The sequence below is a fragment of the Corynebacterium lipophiloflavum DSM 44291 genome, from assembly GCF_000159635.1.
Classification (GTDB): Bacteria; Actinomycetota; Actinomycetes; order Mycobacteriales; family Mycobacteriaceae; genus Corynebacterium; species Corynebacterium lipophiloflavum.
The window spans coordinates 1-14,438 of record NZ_GG667197.1 but is presented as its reverse complement, the minus strand read 5'-3'; the positions used below and the strand labels follow the sequence as shown (position 1 = coordinate 14,438).

The 14,438-nt window shown below is 64.7% G+C and carries 15 protein-coding genes and 1 pseudogene; 7 read left to right on the top strand and 9 right to left on the bottom strand.

The annotated features are described in order from the left end of the window. Positions 1 to 36: 36 nt before the first annotated feature. Positions 37 to 1,217 (top strand): annotated as a pseudogene (locus HMPREF0298_RS12810) (MFS transporter). Here HMPREF0298_RS12810 and HMPREF0298_RS10445 read toward each other — a convergent pair. After that, positions 1,195 to 2,709 (bottom strand): TM0106 family RecB-like putative nuclease, encoded by a 1,515-nt coding sequence (locus HMPREF0298_RS10445; RefSeq protein ID WP_006841155.1) that lies wholly within the window; start codon positions 2,707 to 2,709, stop codon positions 1,195 to 1,197. The pseudogene HMPREF0298_RS12810 and the gene HMPREF0298_RS10445 sit on opposite strands and share 23 nt — an antisense overlap. A gap of 33 nt (positions 2,710 to 2,742) precedes the next feature. Here HMPREF0298_RS10445 and HMPREF0298_RS10440 point away from each other — a divergent pair, with 33 nt between their 5' ends. Further along, entirely contained in the window at positions 2,743 to 3,387 is a 645-nt protein-coding gene (locus tag HMPREF0298_RS10440; protein ID WP_006841154.1) for a DUF6474 family protein, read from the top strand. Here HMPREF0298_RS10440 and HMPREF0298_RS10435 read toward each other — a convergent pair. Both HMPREF0298_RS10435 and HMPREF0298_RS10430 read right to left on the bottom strand, forming a co-directional pair. Continuing rightward, complete coding sequence (locus HMPREF0298_RS10435; RefSeq protein WP_006841153.1) at positions 3,384 to 4,022, bottom strand: response regulator; 639 nt, start codon at positions 4,020 to 4,022, stop codon at positions 3,384 to 3,386. The two genes, HMPREF0298_RS10440 and HMPREF0298_RS10435, sit on opposite strands and share 4 nt — an antisense overlap. Then, the gene (locus tag HMPREF0298_RS10430) at positions 4,023 to 5,261 is read right to left on the bottom strand and encodes a sensor histidine kinase (protein WP_006841152.1); all 1,239 of its coding nucleotides are present in this window, start codon (positions 5,259 to 5,261) and stop codon (positions 4,023 to 4,025) included. It lies immediately after the preceding gene. Between the two features lie 182 nt (positions 5,262 to 5,443). On the opposite strand from HMPREF0298_RS10430, the gene HMPREF0298_RS10425 reads away from it, so the two are divergent. From HMPREF0298_RS10425 to HMPREF0298_RS10415, 3 genes are read left to right on the top strand one after another with little or no spacing between them, the layout of a single operon-like run. Further along, the gene (locus HMPREF0298_RS10425) at positions 5,444 to 5,860 is read left to right on the top strand and encodes a DUF2020 domain-containing protein (protein ID WP_245527496.1); all 417 of its coding nucleotides are present in this window, start codon (positions 5,444 to 5,446) and stop codon (positions 5,858 to 5,860) included. Further along, the gene (locus tag HMPREF0298_RS12800; protein ID WP_006841150.1) at positions 5,857 to 6,831 is read left to right on the top strand and encodes a TIGR00730 family Rossman fold protein; all 975 of its coding nucleotides are present in this window, start codon (positions 5,857 to 5,859) and stop codon (positions 6,829 to 6,831) included. The genes HMPREF0298_RS10425 and HMPREF0298_RS12800 overlap by 4 nt, the downstream gene beginning before the upstream one ends. Next, positions 6,828 to 7,796, top strand: a complete 969-nt coding sequence (locus tag HMPREF0298_RS10415; protein ID WP_006841149.1) for an SGNH/GDSL hydrolase family protein — start codon at positions 6,828 to 6,830, stop codon at positions 7,794 to 7,796. The genes HMPREF0298_RS12800 and HMPREF0298_RS10415 overlap by 4 nt, the downstream gene beginning before the upstream one ends. Here HMPREF0298_RS10415 and HMPREF0298_RS12490 read toward each other — a convergent pair. Both HMPREF0298_RS12490 and HMPREF0298_RS10405 read right to left on the bottom strand, forming a co-directional pair. Continuing rightward, positions 7,793 to 7,945 (bottom strand): hypothetical protein, encoded by a 153-nt coding sequence (locus tag HMPREF0298_RS12490; RefSeq protein ID WP_006841148.1) that lies wholly within the window; start codon positions 7,943 to 7,945, stop codon positions 7,793 to 7,795. The genes HMPREF0298_RS10415 and HMPREF0298_RS12490 overlap by 4 nt on opposite strands. Next, positions 7,946 to 8,743: a class E sortase gene (locus HMPREF0298_RS10405; RefSeq protein WP_006841147.1), complete on the bottom strand. Its 798-nt coding sequence runs from the start codon at positions 8,741 to 8,743 to the stop codon at positions 7,946 to 7,948. A 52-nt stretch (positions 8,744 to 8,795) separates the two neighbouring features. Here HMPREF0298_RS10405 and yidC point away from each other — a divergent pair, with 52 nt between their 5' ends. After that, positions 8,796 to 9,929, top strand: a complete 1,134-nt coding sequence (gene yidC / locus HMPREF0298_RS10400) for a membrane protein insertase YidC (RefSeq protein WP_006841146.1) — start codon at positions 8,796 to 8,798, stop codon at positions 9,927 to 9,929. Here the strand turns inward: yidC and HMPREF0298_RS10395 are convergent. From HMPREF0298_RS10395 to HMPREF0298_RS12485, 4 genes are all read right to left on the bottom strand, one after another. Then, positions 9,917 to 10,579: a TetR/AcrR family transcriptional regulator gene (locus HMPREF0298_RS10395; RefSeq protein WP_006841145.1), complete on the bottom strand. Its 663-nt coding sequence runs from the start codon at positions 10,577 to 10,579 to the stop codon at positions 9,917 to 9,919. The genes yidC and HMPREF0298_RS10395 overlap by 13 nt on opposite strands. 113 nt (positions 10,580 to 10,692) lie before the next feature. Next, positions 10,693 to 10,953, bottom strand: coding sequence for a GlsB/YeaQ/YmgE family stress response membrane protein (locus HMPREF0298_RS10390; RefSeq protein WP_006841144.1), 261 nt, complete (start codon positions 10,951 to 10,953; stop codon positions 10,693 to 10,695). A gap of 107 nt (positions 10,954 to 11,060) precedes the next feature. After that, on the bottom strand, positions 11,061 to 11,960 hold the full coding sequence (locus tag HMPREF0298_RS10385; protein ID WP_006841143.1) for a universal stress protein: 900 nt from the start codon (positions 11,958 to 11,960) through the stop codon (positions 11,061 to 11,063). Positions 11,961 to 12,087: 127 nt separating this feature from the next. Continuing rightward, positions 12,088 to 12,234, bottom strand: coding sequence for a hypothetical protein (locus HMPREF0298_RS12485; protein ID WP_006841142.1), 147 nt, complete (start codon positions 12,232 to 12,234; stop codon positions 12,088 to 12,090). Between the two features lie 20 nt (positions 12,235 to 12,254). On the opposite strand from HMPREF0298_RS12485, the gene HMPREF0298_RS10380 reads away from it, so the two are divergent. Then, positions 12,255 to 13,226 (top strand): pseudouridine synthase, encoded by a 972-nt coding sequence (locus HMPREF0298_RS10380; RefSeq protein ID WP_006841141.1) that lies wholly within the window; start codon positions 12,255 to 12,257, stop codon positions 13,224 to 13,226. Positions 13,227 to 14,438: the final 1,212 nt, after the last annotated feature.

Genomic DNA, 14,438 nt, shown 5'->3' with positions numbered 1-14,438 from the left:
ACTCCCGCGCGGCGAGGGGGTCTATCGTTGCACACTGTGAGAAGGGGTACACGCGAGTACGCGAGGGCTTCGCTGGCCATGATTGCCCTGGGCCTGGCCATCTTCAACTCCCTCTATTCCACTCAAGCGCTGCTGCCGACGCTGAGCCAGCAGCTTGAGGTATCGCCCTCGGTTGCGGCGCTGAGCGTGTCCGCCGCCACCGGGGTGTTGGCGTTATGCGTGGTACCTTTCTCCATCCTCTCGGAGAAGTACGGCCGTGGCCGCATCCTGATCATCTCGGCGCTCGCCGCGACCCTGGTCGGCTTAGCGCTGCCGCTGGCGCAGAGTGCGCCGCAGCTCACCGCGTTGCGCGCGGTGCAAGGCGCGATGATCGCCGGGGCCCCTGCGGAGGCGATGACGTGGCTGGCGGAGGAAGTCGACGATGCGGACGTGCCCGCGACCATGGGACTTTACGTCGCGGGGACGTCGATAGGCGGGCTCAGCGGGCGCCTCATCCCCTCGCTGATGCTCGAGTCCGCATCGTGGCGCGTCGTGCTCGCGGCCGCCTCGACCATTGCGCTTGCCCTCGCCATCGCGGTGGCGCTTCTGCTGCCGCAGCAACGCAACTTCCACCCCAAGGATTCCATCCGCCCCAGCGCAGAGATCCGGGCCATGGCGCGCCACCTGAAAACCCGCGCCTTGTCTCGCTCTACCTCACTGCGTTCATCGGCATGGGCGTGTTCGTGTCCATGTACAACTTCTTCGGCTACCGCGCCGTTGACCACTTCCGCCTGCCGCCGGCGCTGGCTGGCCTGGTGTTCGTGATGTACCTCTCGGGCACGTGGTCGTCGGCACACGCGGGCTCGATGGTGCGCCGCTTCGGACGCGGCCGCGTGATCGCAGCAGGTGCGACGCTGATGCTTGTCGGCGCGCTCGCTGCCGGCAGCTCGACGTTGTGGCTCGCGCTCGCCGGCCTGCTCGTGTTTACCGCGAGCTTCTTCGCCATGCACTCCACGGCCTCTGGGTGGGTCGGCCAGATCGCGCAGCGCGACCGCGCGGAGGCGTCGAGTATGTACGTGCTGTGCTACTACCTGGGCTCTTCGATCTTGGGCGCGGCCACCGGCGCCGCCTTCGAGGCTTTGGCCTGGTGGGGTTTTACCGCCGTTCTCGCCGCGCTGCTCGCGGTACTAGTTTGCGTTTCACTGGTGCCCGCGCTCAACCGGCGACGTCGGTCATGAGCGGAACTCCCGGCGCGCCGTCGCTGATGAACTGCCGCACCGCCCGCGTCGCACGGCAGTCGTCCTCGTTGTAGCGCAGCAGCATGTCGCGCGCCGCGGCGTCGCCAAGCCGGGCCGCGCGCCGCAGCGCGACGGAGCGCTCCCCGTCTACATCGTCGTCCTCCCACTCGAAACCGACGACGGGGCCGAGCGCCTTGAGCCCCAATCCGTCCGTTCCCACCAGGTACTTTCGCACGTGCGCGAACACGTCGACCCACTGCACGGAGGAGATGAACTCGCGCACCTGCTCCTCATCCACGGAAGCGAAGCGCCGCGCCGAGGACTTCAGCCAGTGGTTTTCCCCGCCCGCGGCGTAGCAGTACGCGGCGAACGTTTTGCCTTCGGCCCGGGCCCGCTCGCGTTGGTCCATCAGCCACGACCAGAAGTCGAGGAAGTTCGCCTCCTCCCACTCGCCGCCGACCTCGTCCCAGGTCGCGAACGCACGGTACGTCTCGCCGTCGAAGGTGCCCCACAGGTAGACGCCTTGATCAAGGTAGGCCTCCATGTCGATGTCGATCTCCACGTCGGCGCGCGGCACGGACATCTCGTTAGTGCGTTTGAGCACGGGGATGCCCTCGCGCCAGGCGCGCGCGATGGTGGAGGGCTCGCCGGCGCGGGCGTCGATAAGCGATTGCACCGTGGTGATCCCTTGGGCGCGGAAACCATCGGCGCGCCCGCCCGGCAGGACCAGTGAAATATCATCCGCGTCTTTCAGCTGCGGTTCGCACAAGGGCCAGAAGCGGCAGGATGCGCACTGCTTCAACCGGCGCGGGAAGGTCGGCGTCGGCGCGCGCAGCGCACTTAAAAGTGGGGGGATGAAGCGCTGCACATCAGTCAGGTAGGCGCGCGAGCGGTCTTGGCCGACGAGTGCGGCGCGGCCGTCGGCACGCTCGCCGAGCAGCAGGTGAGCCAACGCGAGACGGTATCCGTCGATGGTGTGGTGGCGCAGCTTCGCCCCCGTCTTCAGCGGCGCGCCCAGGGAAAGCCGGTGCGCGGGCACGAAGTGGAGCTTTTCGCTTGTCGACGCCCGGGCCACGCGGTGGTTTGAAATCATCACCGGCATGTACCTGTGCTGCCCGGACTCGTCGCGCGCGAGGATGTCGATTTCCGCGATAACGCCGACCCCGTCAATCTGGCCGGTCAGAACCGCGTTGGTGATGATGCTCGCGCCCGCGCCCATCGCGGCGCGCGTGCGCCGCTCCGCCTCCCCGGGATCGCTTCCCGGGTCCAGGTCAACGCGGTCAAACGCCCTGGCCCTGCCGTCGCCCAACGCGCGTTTGACGGGGAGGGCGGCGAACACGGCGGCGCGGCCCGCGTCGATTTGCGGCTGGCGGGCAAGCGCCTCAGGCAGCGGCGGGATGTCCGGGTGAGCGTGGCGCTGGCGCAGGCGGTAACGGCAGCCCACGAGATCGGAGGCTCGAAGGAGAAAATTGTCGCTCACAGCGACCCCCATCCTATAGCCCCATTGACGGGTAAGGTATCTCACATGGGAATTATTGAAACGATCCGGAAGAACCGGGCAAAGACCAAGGCCGAGATCAAGGCCGCTGAAGTTCGCGCCCGCCAACTTGCCAAGAACGAAGCGAAGCAGGAACACCGCACCGCCAAGCTGCTCGACAAGGCGGAAAAGCGCCTGCTTACCGAAGAAAAGAAGGGCCTGAAGCGCAAGCGTAAGCACGAGAAGAAGCTCGCTGAGGCGCACCTCAAGCGCGTCGAACAGTCCGGTCTTACCAAGAAGAAGGCGCAGAACTGGGTCGGCGCCGCGCGCGTTTTAATCCCCGTCTTGCTTCCCCTAGCGTACAAGGCGATGACCTCGTACCAGCAAAACCGCATCGCGTCCCGCGCGAACTCGATGGGTCTGAGCTCCCAGGATCTCGCTCGCCACTCCGGCCGCGGCGCGGAGCTCAAGGCGCGCATCGAGGCTGTGCGCGGCCAGACCAGCAACTTGCATAACACGCCGGCGCTGTCCGCGAGCTTCATCAAGGACGTCGAGGTACGCCTCGACGAGCTTGATCAGGCGGTGCGCAACGCAGAGCGCCTGGACACGGAGCAGCAGCGCCTCGCCTACGTCGCGATCGAAAGGGAGCTCGACGAGGTCACCGGCGAGATCCAGCAAAAGTCGAGCCGCTAGAGCATGCCCTGTTCCCGCGCCGACGCCACGGCCGAGGTGCGGGAACGAACCCCCAGCTTGTCGTAGATGTGGACGAGGTGGGACTTCACCGTTGCCTCGGAAAGCATGAGCTCGTGCCCGATCTCCCGGTTCGATGAACCGCCGGCGACGAGCTGCAGCACTTCAAGCTCGCGCGGCGTGAGCGAAAACCGCGGGGTACTCTCGCGCGTTTCCAAGCGGGTGCGCACGACCTGGGACAGGGCGGCGTCGCCGCGCGCGGCGGAGCGCACGGCCGCCACGAGCTCGGCGGGCGGGGCGTCTTTGAGCAGGTAGCCCACCGCGCCCGCCTCGATCGCGCCCAGGATGTCGGCGTCGGTGTCGTAGTTGGTGACCACCAGCACCTGTGGCGGGGAGTCCATCGTGCGGCGGATTTCGGCGGTCGCCTCGGCGCCGGTGGTGACCTTCGCGCCCTCCGCCCCGGCGCCGAATCGCAGGTCCATCAGGATGACGTCGATGCCGCCGGCCCGGGCCGTGGAGATCGCGCCCTCGGCGGTAGCGACCTCGCCGACAACCATGATGTCGTCGGCTTCCTCCAACACCGCGCGCAACCCCAGCCTGACAATTTGGTGGTCATCCGCCAGCAGCACCCGAATCATCTACATCTCCTCCATCCTTTGATTGATGTTACCGGGTATCGCAGCGGTGACGGCCGTCGGCCCGCCGGGTGCCGACTCCACGATTAATTCCCCACCGAGCTCCTCAGCCCGCGAGCGCATCGCCGACAACCCAAGGTGACCGAGGCCGGTCGGCGCGCTTTCTAGCGCCAGCGGGTCAAACCCGCGCCCGTTGTCCACCACGTCGAGCCGCACCTCATCGGGGCTGTAGGTCAAGGTGACACGGATGCGCGTCGCCCCCGAGTGCTGCACCGCGTTCGACACCGCGCCTTGGGCGATGCGCAGCAGCCCGGCCTCGCAGCGCATCGGCAGCGGCGTGTGCTCGCCGTCCGACTCGACCTCGATGCCGATGCCGCTGGCCTGGGAAAAGTCGCGCGCGATGCGCTCGAGCGCTTGGCGTAACGACGCCTCCGTCAACGGCGCCGGTGTCAATGCGGCGATCATCGCGCGGGTCTCGGCCAGGTTGCTCGACGCGGCCCGGCGCGCCGTCTCGATCCGCGACTTCGCCCGGGCGAGCTCACCGGGGGGCAGGCCGGTGGCGTCGAGGTCGCGGTCGGCGGCGTGCAACAGCATCTGGATGCTGGAAAGGCCCTGCGCAACGGTGTCGTGGATTTCGTGGGCGAGGCGCTCGCGCTCCTGAGACACCCCCGCTTCACGCTCCGTCTCCGCGAGCTGCTGGCGCGTGGTCAAGAGCTCGTCGATAAGCGACTCGCGCTCCTTGCTCACACGCGCAATGGTGGTGAACGCGTAGTTGGTGGCGATGACCACCAGGGCCGACAAAACGGGCCCGATCACGCCGCCGAACGTCAACCCGGTGGGCACCTGCGCGCCGACGGCGATCCCCAGCCCGAGCGCGACCCAGACAACGCCGCGCCAGTCGTTGAACGTGCGCAGGTAGATGAAGAAGAGGATGAACACCCAGTAGACGGCGAGCGGGGTGACCATCATGTCGGCGATCCACATGCCGGTCAGCGCCATCAGCCACCCCGCCTGGCCGGCGCGCCCCCAGCGAGGCATCTCGACGAGGCCGTAAAAGAGCAAAAACGCAAAAATCGAGACCAAGACGATGTGCAGCAGCGCCGAGTTCAACGGCATCTGCAAAAGCGCCAACAGGGAAACCACCAGCAGCGACGCCGACAGCACCGTGATCCCCGTGTCGAGCGCCTTGTTGTCGGGGACCTCGCGGGGCTGGCTATCCAACTTCACTAGTCTGGAGGTCATGCGCTTTACCCTACCCACCCCCCTCCCGCGCCTAACCGGGCCTGGTGTAGTGCTCGCGATCGCAGGGTTCGCGGTGTGTGGCGCCGGCTGCGCCCCGGAGCCGGCGCCCGTGCCCGAAACCGTTTCCAGCCAGGCGCACCAGGGCGGCCGGTGACTCCGGTTTGGGGGTGGCGGAACTGCCCGTGGCTCAGAAGGACCCCGCCGGGTCGTGCCCCTACCTGGATACGCAATGGGTGGCCGAGGCCAACGGCCAGAAGGTGACAGCAATCGGGGTTGACAACCGTTTCGACACCCCGGCCCGCGTGTTCTGGTCGTACCCGGAAGAGCCGCAACTCACGGTGATGGTGCGGCACATGTCCAGCCCGCAGGAGGCGATGGCGGTGGTGGACTGGGCCGCGCCGATCGAGTTCACGGACCCGGCCAGTGACCCTGAGGGGTGGAACGGCGGGCGCCATGGCGGCGGTGCAGTGCCCGAACGCATCGGTGCGGCCTATTCGGAGGCGAAGGGACCCGTGGCGGTGACGGTGTTTACAAACCAGAACGAGTCGGTCAAGGCTCAGGTTGTGGCGGAGCAGGTTATCGCTAACCTAAACCTGTGACCCTCCCGCAGCCCATCCGCGTGGCGGCGCTCGTGATTCGCGACGACGCCGGCCGCGTCTTATGCGTGCGCAAAGTGGGCAGCCCCCGGTTCCAGCTGCCCGGCGGCAAGCCCGAGGGGGATGAGCCCTTGATCGACTGCGCATTGCGCGAAACGCACGAGGAAGTCGGTCTCGACATCGATGCCTCCGAGCTGGGCTTCATCGGCGTTTTTACCGCCGAGGCGTCCAACGAGCCGGGCTTCATGGTCACCGGCACCGTGTTCATCCGCAAACCCGCGCCCGGCGCGCTGCACCCGGTCGCAAACGGCGAGATCGACGAGGTCCGCTGGGTTGACCCGCACCACCCCGGCTCCACGCCGCTGGCGCCCCTGCTTGCCGGGGAGATTTTTCCCGCCCTGCGCGCGCGTGAGATCAACACCGTCGCCGTCTTCGCGGGCGCGAACTTAGGCAACGACCCTGCCTATGCCAGGCTTGCCGACACCCTCGGCACCGCCCTGGCGCGCCGCGGTATCACCTTGGTCTACGGAGGCTCGCGCCTCGGCATCATGGGGCGTGTGGCGGAGGCGACGACTTCGCACGGCGGCAGCGCGATCGGTGTGCTGACCAACCATTTGGCCGGCCACGAGCTGCGCTACGAGGGCCTGACCAGGCTGGAGATGGTGGATACCCTGGCGCAGCGCAAGGCTCGGATGGCGCAGCTTTCCGACGCCGTGGTGGCACTGCCCGGCGGCGCGGGCACCCTCGATGAGCTCTTCGACCAGTGGACCAGCCAGCAATTGGGCTACCACGCCCGACCCATCGGCCTGCTCGGGGAGCAATTCTGGCGACCATTCGTGTCTATGATTGATCACATGGTTGCTGAGGGTTTCATCCGCCCGACTGATCGGGCGTCGCTTGTCCTCGCTGACGACGCGGACACGCTTATCGACGGCCTGCGCCGCTGGGTTCGACCCGTTCCGAGGTGGACATGAGGCGCGGCGCGGCGTTCGCCACCACCGCCATCACCTTCGCGTTCATGCTCGCGGGGTGTCAAACCGCATCCATCGACAACGTGAGCACGCACACGTCGGTAGCCCCACCGTTGGGGGTGACACCAACCGTCGACGCGAACCCGACGCGCGAGCAGGCCACCGCGATGATGCCCATCGCCGACCTGGATCCCTCCGATATCGAGGTCTACGTCGCAATGGGCGACTCCTACGCTGCAATGGGCTCTGCAACGGGTGAGAACGCGGACCCGAGCTTCTGCGCGAAGTCGAAGGACAACTACCCGAATGAGCTCGCGAAGCTTTTGGGGCGCTCCGTGGAGTTCACGGACGCCACCTGCCAAGGCTCGACGACGGAGAACATCACCGGCCCGCGCATCGTGGAAGATGAAAACCTCACCATCGCCCCGCAGATCGAGAGCCTGACGCGCGACGCTGACCTGGTCACGATCTCCATCGGTGGCAACGACATGGACTTTGCCAACATCGCGCGGTGCATCAACGAAATGATGGAGGGCTCGGACCGCGACTGCGCCCAGGAGTTCGCGCTTCCCACCGCGCAGCGCCTCGCGGAGCTGCCGGGAAGGCTGACCGCGGTTCACGATGAGATCCGCGAGAAGGCACCGAACGCCATCGTGGTGGCCACCGGTTACACCCCGCTGGTGTCGGTGGAGCAGCAGTGCGAGTTGACCGAACAGGTCGGGCGCGAAGGTATCGAGTGGGCAGTGTGGCTGACCGCGGCGATCAACAATGCTGTCAAACAGTCGGCCGAGGCCAGCGGCGCGATCTTCGTGCTGCCGGACGACGTCGAAAACCACACCTCGTGTGCTGAACCGGACGAGCGCTGGGCCGACATCGACGGTTCAGAGACGAATTCGTACCCTGCGCACCCGACGCCGAACGGCCAAGAGACGATGGCCGAGTCCGTCGCCGAGGTGCTGGGCCGCTAGACCACCACGTCGTTGTACGGCATGAGCGTGGAGACCCACGGGAATACCACTTCCATGAGCAGGAAGAACACCGCGACCGCCAAGGCGAGAGCAAGCAGCGCCTTGACGGGTTTCGGCCCGGGCAGCAGGCGCCATAGGGCCTCGTACATTTAGTTCACCTCCGTCATCGCCGGCATTCCGGCGGACTTGTCTGTCGCTTCCGTGAGCACGGCGTGGATGATCATGCGTTCCGCGTTGAAAAATTGCGGGTGGCAGGTAGTCAGCGTCATGATGCCAACGGCGCCCGGCGCGACGTCCATTACCGGGGTTCCGGGCACCGGGTTGAGGACGCTGACGTTGTTCGGCAGCGTGATGTGGCGGCCCTGGACCTGGGAGTAGTCTCCACCGACAACTCGCTGCGCGATCTCGCCCGGCAGGCAGCCGGCTGCTTCGGCCATGCGCCCGCCAGCGTCGGTAGCCATGGGCAGCACGCGGTAGGTGAACCACTGCGTGTGCGTTTCCACCACGATAGCGTCGCACGCATCAAGCGCCCCGAGGTCGTTGAAGGGAGCTCCTTTGCCCACTCGGTGCCCGGCCACGGCGAAGTTGCCTGGCTCGCCCGGCAACTGGGTATCCGGGTAGCGGCCGGGCCCGGCCAGCAGGTCCTGCTCGTCGACGCCTTCGATGAGCGCGAACTGGTAGTCGGATCCGAATGACGGGATGTACATGCGGGCGAACGCCTCGCCCAGCTCCCGGGTCGAGGCGGTGCGGGGATTGACCCACTGCTCTTCGAGGGAGTTCTCAGCGTTGTTTTGCAGTCTCGCCGAGGCGAGGTTTGTCCAGAACGCTTCGTAGAAGGCGAACAACAGGAGCACCACGCCGAGGGTGAGCAGGGCTTCGCCGGCAACCTGGCTCGCACTGATGCGCCGCCGAGGCGAAGCTGCGGGTGGCTGCTGGGTGGAGAGCATGGCCTAACATTAACCTAGTTACTCAGTCGACCCAATAGGTGGTATTTGCCCGATGATTGAAGCCTTTGTCTACCCCGTTTCGGCGGTGATGAAGTTTTGGCACTGGCTCTTGGCCGGCGTTTTCGGAATGGAAAGCTCGAACTCCTGGGTCGCGTCCGTGGTGCTATTGGTGGTGACAATCCGCGTCCTCATCGCTCCCCTGCAGTGGTACACGTACAAAACTGCCCGTGTGCTTGTCCTGATGCGCCCGCGGATGGCGGCGATTGAGGCGCAGTACGGCGATGAGATCACCCCGGAAAACGTCCAGGCGCACGCGCGGGCGAGGAAGGAGTTGCACAAGGAGTACAACTACAACCCTCTAGCGGGGTGTTTGCCTGCGCTGATTCAGATACCGTTCTTCCTCGGCCTTTACCGCTTGTTGCTGTGGATGGCGGTTCCTTCCTCCTCTGACGGCCGCTCGCTTGGCGTGCTCAGCCCGGCCGAGGTGGAATCTTTCCGCGAGACGACGCTTCTCGGCGTTCCTTTGCCTGCGTATGTCTCGATGACCCCCGAACAGTTCGCCCACTTGGGCACTACGCTTGCCGACGTCCGGACTCTAGCGATCCCGATGCTCATCGCCGCGGTCTGTTTCACCACGCTAAACCTGGTGCTCTCGCAGATCCGTTCGCGCTCCACGCTGGATTGGGGAAGCGCGGTCGCTCACCGTTCCTACGCATTCGTCTGGGCGTTGGTTCCCATCGTCGTCCTCGGCCTAGCGATAGCGGGGCTCACCGGCCTGGTCCCTGTCGCCTTGTTGCTGTACTGGGTCAGTGGAAACATTCTGACGCTGATTCAGACGATCGTGCTGTGGTATCTGATGGTGAGGATTTACCCGCTTGACGACGACCACCGTGCCCACATCTCGGAAAAGAAGAGCAGGGAGCTGGAGCGTCGCCGCGAGGTTCGTGGCAAGAAACGCTCCCGTCGCCGCAGGCAGCTCTCAGCGCTGCCCAACCCGTCGTCCTATGCGCAAGTGCGCAGGGACATCAGGGCAGAAAAGGCCGCAGACAAAGCAGCTGCGGAGGAGGCGAAGGCCGAGAAGAAACGACTCAACGCCCAGCGCCGAGAGGCGCTGCGGGAGATCAGGAAGAGGCGTATCGCGGAGCGCAAACAGCGCGGCTCATCAGATGATTCTCAGATGGAGTAGTCGATAGCCGGCGCCGCGAGCAGTTCAACCGCGAGCTCGCGGCCCGTTTGCAAGGGGCCCGTGTTGCGCAGGAATCGCGCACCGGACAAGCCGCCTTCCAGGAAAATCAGCAGCTGGTCCGCCTCTTGGTCGGACTCGTAGCCGTTTTTCGCGGTGAGCAGTTGGAGCATGGTGGAGTGCAGCCACTCGCGGTGCGCTGTAGCAGCTGCGACGATGCGCCGCTCGGAGTCGGTTTCCGGGCGGGGGTACTCGTTCGCGGCGTTGAGGAAGGGGGAGCCACGAAACCCCTTTTGGGGCTCTTCTTCGATCGCCATGTCGAAGAAGGCAAGGATCTTCGCGTCAGTCTCGCGGGTGTTCTCGGTCCGTGCCTGCCAGCGGGCGCGGTAACCCTTGTCAAGCTCCTCGAGGTACGCGACGACGAGGTTGTCTTTTGAGCCGAGAAGGGAGTACAGCGAAGCTTTCGCCACGTCAGCCTCGCGGAGGATGCGGTCGATGCCGATGACGCGGATCCCCTCTTCGGTGAACAGTTTCGTAGCAGCGTCGAGAAGGCGCTCCCGCGGTGTCGGCCGATTTCGGCGCCGCGCAGGTGCTTTCTTCTTGCCCGGCGATCCGGTCGTCACCTCTGCCCCTTTTCTGTCGCCTCGTGTCATTCCACTCCAAATATAGACAAACCGGTTCGTCCGCACCAGCCGGGGTGGTCGAAAAGGTGACCCCCACCGCGCCCGAAGGCACAGTGGGGGTCGCCTGAGAGCGCTTTGAGCGCTTAGCGGCGCGAACCGCTGAACATGTTCACGATGGTCAGCAGGATAACTGCACCCACCAGGCAGGTGATAAAGCTCATGAAGATGTTGCTCATCGGGTCGTCCATGAAGAGACCGAGCAGCCAGCCGCCAAGCAGGCCGCCGATGATGCCGACGACGATGTTAAGAAGGATGCCCATCTGGGCATCGCGGCCCTTAATCATCGAAGCGACCCAACCAGCGATGCCGCCGATGATGATCCAGCCCAAAAATCCCCAAGTCATTGTTCAATTTCCTTTCGAGTAGCGATTAATGCCATCTGCATTATGCAACATTCCCGCACACTTTTGCATACCCAAGTATCCCATAACGGTTACAGGCCCGCAACAATTTAGACTCCGCGGACAACCATTATGGGGCACGGTGCAGACTGCAAGAGCGCGCGCGAAGTAGATCCTAGCAGCATTCCCTTGAAGCCACCGCGCCCGTGCGAGCCCGTGATGAGCAGCTGGGCACCTCGAGCCGCTTCCGTCAGCGCCCGGATGGGGCGATCCCGAGTGACAATCTTCTGCACGGGGACATCGCCATATTTATCCTGCAGATCGCTCAGATAGGCGGAAAGCTTCTCCTCCTTCTCCTGCTGCATGGCGTACCAGTAATCGTCTGTAATCGCGTAGCCGGAGCCGGGACCCTGGATGGGAGCGTCAATCCAGGTGTGCACCGCGATCAGCTCGGCGCCGCGGGCGATCGCCTCCTCGAACGCCACTTCGGTGGCACGCTTGGACACCTCGGAACCGTCGACACCGACTACGACGGGCCCGTACTTGTTGTCATCGGTGACGTTGTTGTCCTCGCGGACCACAACAACGGGGCAGGAGGCGTGCGACACAACGGCGCCAGAGACCGAGCCAAGGACCATGCCCGAAAGCCCGCCCAGCCCGCGCGAACCCATCACGATCATGGTTGAGTCGTGGGACATCTCAAGCAGCATGTCAATCGGCGAGCCTTCCGCGACCGTGTGACCGATCCGGATGTCAGGCGCGACGCTCAGTGCGAGCTCACGGGCGGCATCAATCTTGGCCATGGTCTCGCGCTGGAGGTCGTCGAAAAGCTCTTGCGGCGGAACCATGCCTTCCGCGTACAAGAACTGGGGCATGGTGTAGCTGGCCGCGAGCTTCAGGGGGATGTCGCGCTTTGCGGCGGTGTTCGCCGCCCATCGCACTGCGTTGTCGGACGCGGGGGAGCCGTCAACGGCAACGACCACAATGTCTTCGCGGTTTGCGCTAGTCATGGGAAACACCCTTTCGGTTGTCGGTGCGTTCCGGCCCTAACCTGACTGTGATTCGTGCTCGAACCGGATCGCTTCTACACCCTTATTCTAGCGCCCCGCGGTGGGCTGAGTCTGTGGTCGCTAGTGCTTATTTCGGGATCTCGATGGGGTACGCCGCGTCAGCGTTCGACGGGTACCGGAAGCCGTAGATCGCCTGCAGTACGTCGAAGATGATCTTGCCAATACCGTCAGAGAAGAACGCCACGAGCGGCGTGAGAATAGCGTTAAAATCCATGCAGTAAACTTAGCGTAATCATGGCGCGAAAGACGAAAAACGGGATGATTCCTTTGCCCCCTCAAGGGGGCTTGGGAGCAAGCCGCGTTCGGCTTCCCGACGGCGACCCGGTCACAGCATTCGATTTCATCGCCCGCGTCATCGCTGAGCAGCGGCACCGGCACCCGGATGACGATGACTCCGCGGTATTGCAGCGCTTTGAGTCCGGGGAGGTCGTCCTCAGGGACGGTACTGCTCTACGCCCCGAGCAACTTGTCGAGCCAGGCACGGACGTCTTCTTCTACCGCCGGCCGGCCCCCGAAAAGCCCGTGCCCTACGACATCGAGACGGTTTACGAGGACGACACCATCCTCGTGGTGGACAAGCCACCATTCTTAGCGACGATGCCACGCGCCGCGCACATCACCGAATCCGCCACCGTGCGGCTGCGCCGCGCAACCGGCAACGAAGACCTCACGCCCGCCCACCGCCTCGACCGCATGACCTCGGGGCTGCTCCTACTAACCAAGCAGAAACAACACCGCAGCGCCTACCAGGAGCTCTTCGCCGCGCACCAGGTTCACAAGCGCTACGAAGCCATCGCCGAAGACATCGGCATCGAAAGCCCCACATGGTGGCGCCACCACATTGACAAACAGCATGGCGAGATCGCCTCCACCGTGATAGAGGGCAGGGAACCCAACGCGCTCACTCACGTGCTCGAGGCACTGCGTATCGACGCCCCCACCATGCAATCCCTCCACAGCGTTACATTCCCCCTCGCGCGCTACCTCCTCGAGCCCGTCACCGGTCGCACCCACCAGCTGCGGGTGCAGATGAACGAGGCAGGAGCACCCATTCTCGGAGACCCCGTGTACCCCACCGTCAACCCCTTCGGGGAGGAGGACTTCGCGGTGCCCATGCGGTTGAAGTCGGTTTACCTCGGCTTCCGCGATCCCCTTACGGGCGCGAAGCGTGAGTTCGGTGTCCCCGGGTTCTTGGAGGTGTCCTAAGGGGAGTCCGCAGTGCGGACTGGCGTGGGGAGTGCACACTTTTCGACGCTCGGACTCTGCCGTGGCGGAGTTAATGGGGCACGCCCTGCGAGTGGCCATGGGCGGAGCATTATCAGCTTGACCGAGGCGGTGGCTCGAGTAATCTAACTCTGCAGCTGCGGAGTCTACTGTGCGCGCTCATCGAAGACGAGGCGCTTTGGCTTCACCGTGTAAGTCGGCACGTCCTTCGACTCTGCCGTGGCGGAGTTGGCGGAGTCCGCAATGCGGAGTGGCAGGGGGTGGAGCGCTCGTGGATCGAGCGATGCGTTGGTTCGAGCATCATCTCACTCTGCCACGGCAGAGTCCGCACTGTGGACTAGCCGAGAGCGAAGCATGTTGGCGCACAACGAAACAGCTTCGGGAAACGCCACCCAACTCAGCCGCTGCAGAGTCGCGAACACTTCGTGCTCGCTTTATTGAGCCGGCTCGATGAACTTGTTCCCGACTCTGCCGTGGCAGAGTGCGCCGTGCCGAGGAGGTCGTCCATTTAGGAATGCGCCGCGGGCAGCGGCTGGGTCACACGTTATACAACTTCGCCATGGCGGAGTCCGCATTGCGGACTAGCCGAAGCCGAACCATGTTGTCGTCCTCGTTCTGGCTAGTGCGAATCCGATGGACTCTGCCACGGCGGGGTTGGTGGAGATCGCAATGAGTACTCCCTAGATTCTCGGTTCGAGCGTCGTTTAACTCTGCAGCTGCGGAGTCCACTGTGCAGGCTCATCGAAGACGAAGGGTTTTAGCTTCACCGTGTAAGCCGGCAGGCCGGCCCAAAGGCGGTTCGACGCTGCCGTGGCGGAGTCCGCGATGCGGAGTGGCCGGGGGTGGAGCGCTCTTGGATCGAGCGATGCGTTGGTTCGAGCATCATCTCACTCTGCCGTGGCAGAGTCCGCAGTGCTGACGAGCCGAGAGCGAAGCATGTTGGCGCACCACGAAACGGCTTCGGGAAACGCCACCTAACTCTGCCGCTACAGAGTTGCGGATACTTCGTGCTCGCTTTACTGAGCCGGCACGATGAACTTGTTCCCAACTCTGCCGTGGCGGAGTCCGCGGTGCGGACCAGAGCGCCATCCTGACTCTGTGGTGGCGGGGTTGGTGGAGTCCGCCATGCGGACTAGCCGTGAGAAACACCCTAAAGGCGTGCTGGGTCGGCCGGGTCAAAGGCGGCGCGACTCT

What these genes read in the sequence shown, in the direction of transcription:
- HMPREF0298_RS12485 (WP_006841142.1), bottom strand. Translation starts at nt 12,234, where the DNA reads ATGGATTTTAACGCTATTCTCACGCCGCTCGTGGCGTTCTTCTCTGAC.
- HMPREF0298_RS10440 (WP_006841154.1), top strand. Translation starts at nt 2,743, where the DNA reads ATGGGAATTATTGAAACGATCCGGAAGAACCGGGCAAAGACCAAGGCC.
- HMPREF0298_RS10445 (WP_006841155.1), bottom strand. Translation starts at nt 2,709, where the DNA reads ATGGGGGTCGCTGTGAGCGACAATTTTCTCCTTCGAGCCTCCGATCTC.
- HMPREF0298_RS10385 (WP_006841143.1), bottom strand. Translation starts at nt 11,960, where the DNA reads ATGACTAGCGCAAACCGCGAAGACATTGTGGTCGTTGCCGTTGACGGC.
- HMPREF0298_RS12490 (WP_006841148.1), bottom strand. Translation starts at nt 7,945, where the DNA reads ATGTACGAGGCCCTATGGCGCCTGCTGCCCGGGCCGAAACCCGTCAAG.
- HMPREF0298_RS10435 (WP_006841153.1), bottom strand. Translation starts at nt 4,022, where the DNA reads ATGATTCGGGTGCTGCTGGCGGATGACCACCAAATTGTCAGGCTGGGG.
- HMPREF0298_RS10380 (WP_006841141.1), top strand. Translation starts at nt 12,255, where the DNA reads ATGGCGCGAAAGACGAAAAACGGGATGATTCCTTTGCCCCCTCAAGGG.
- yidC (WP_006841146.1), top strand. Translation starts at nt 8,796, where the DNA reads ATGATTGAAGCCTTTGTCTACCCCGTTTCGGCGGTGATGAAGTTTTGG.
- HMPREF0298_RS10430 (WP_006841152.1), bottom strand. Translation starts at nt 5,261, where the DNA reads ATGACCTCCAGACTAGTGAAGTTGGATAGCCAGCCCCGCGAGGTCCCC.
- HMPREF0298_RS10395 (WP_006841145.1), bottom strand. Translation starts at nt 10,579, where the DNA reads ATGACACGAGGCGACAGAAAAGGGGCAGAGGTGACGACCGGATCGCCG.
- HMPREF0298_RS10405 (WP_006841147.1), bottom strand. Translation starts at nt 8,743, where the DNA reads ATGCTCTCCACCCAGCAGCCACCCGCAGCTTCGCCTCGGCGGCGCATC.
- HMPREF0298_RS10390 (WP_006841144.1), bottom strand. Translation starts at nt 10,953, where the DNA reads ATGACTTGGGGATTTTTGGGCTGGATCATCATCGGCGGCATCGCTGGT.
- HMPREF0298_RS10415 (WP_006841149.1), top strand. Translation starts at nt 6,828, where the DNA reads ATGAGGCGCGGCGCGGCGTTCGCCACCACCGCCATCACCTTCGCGTTC.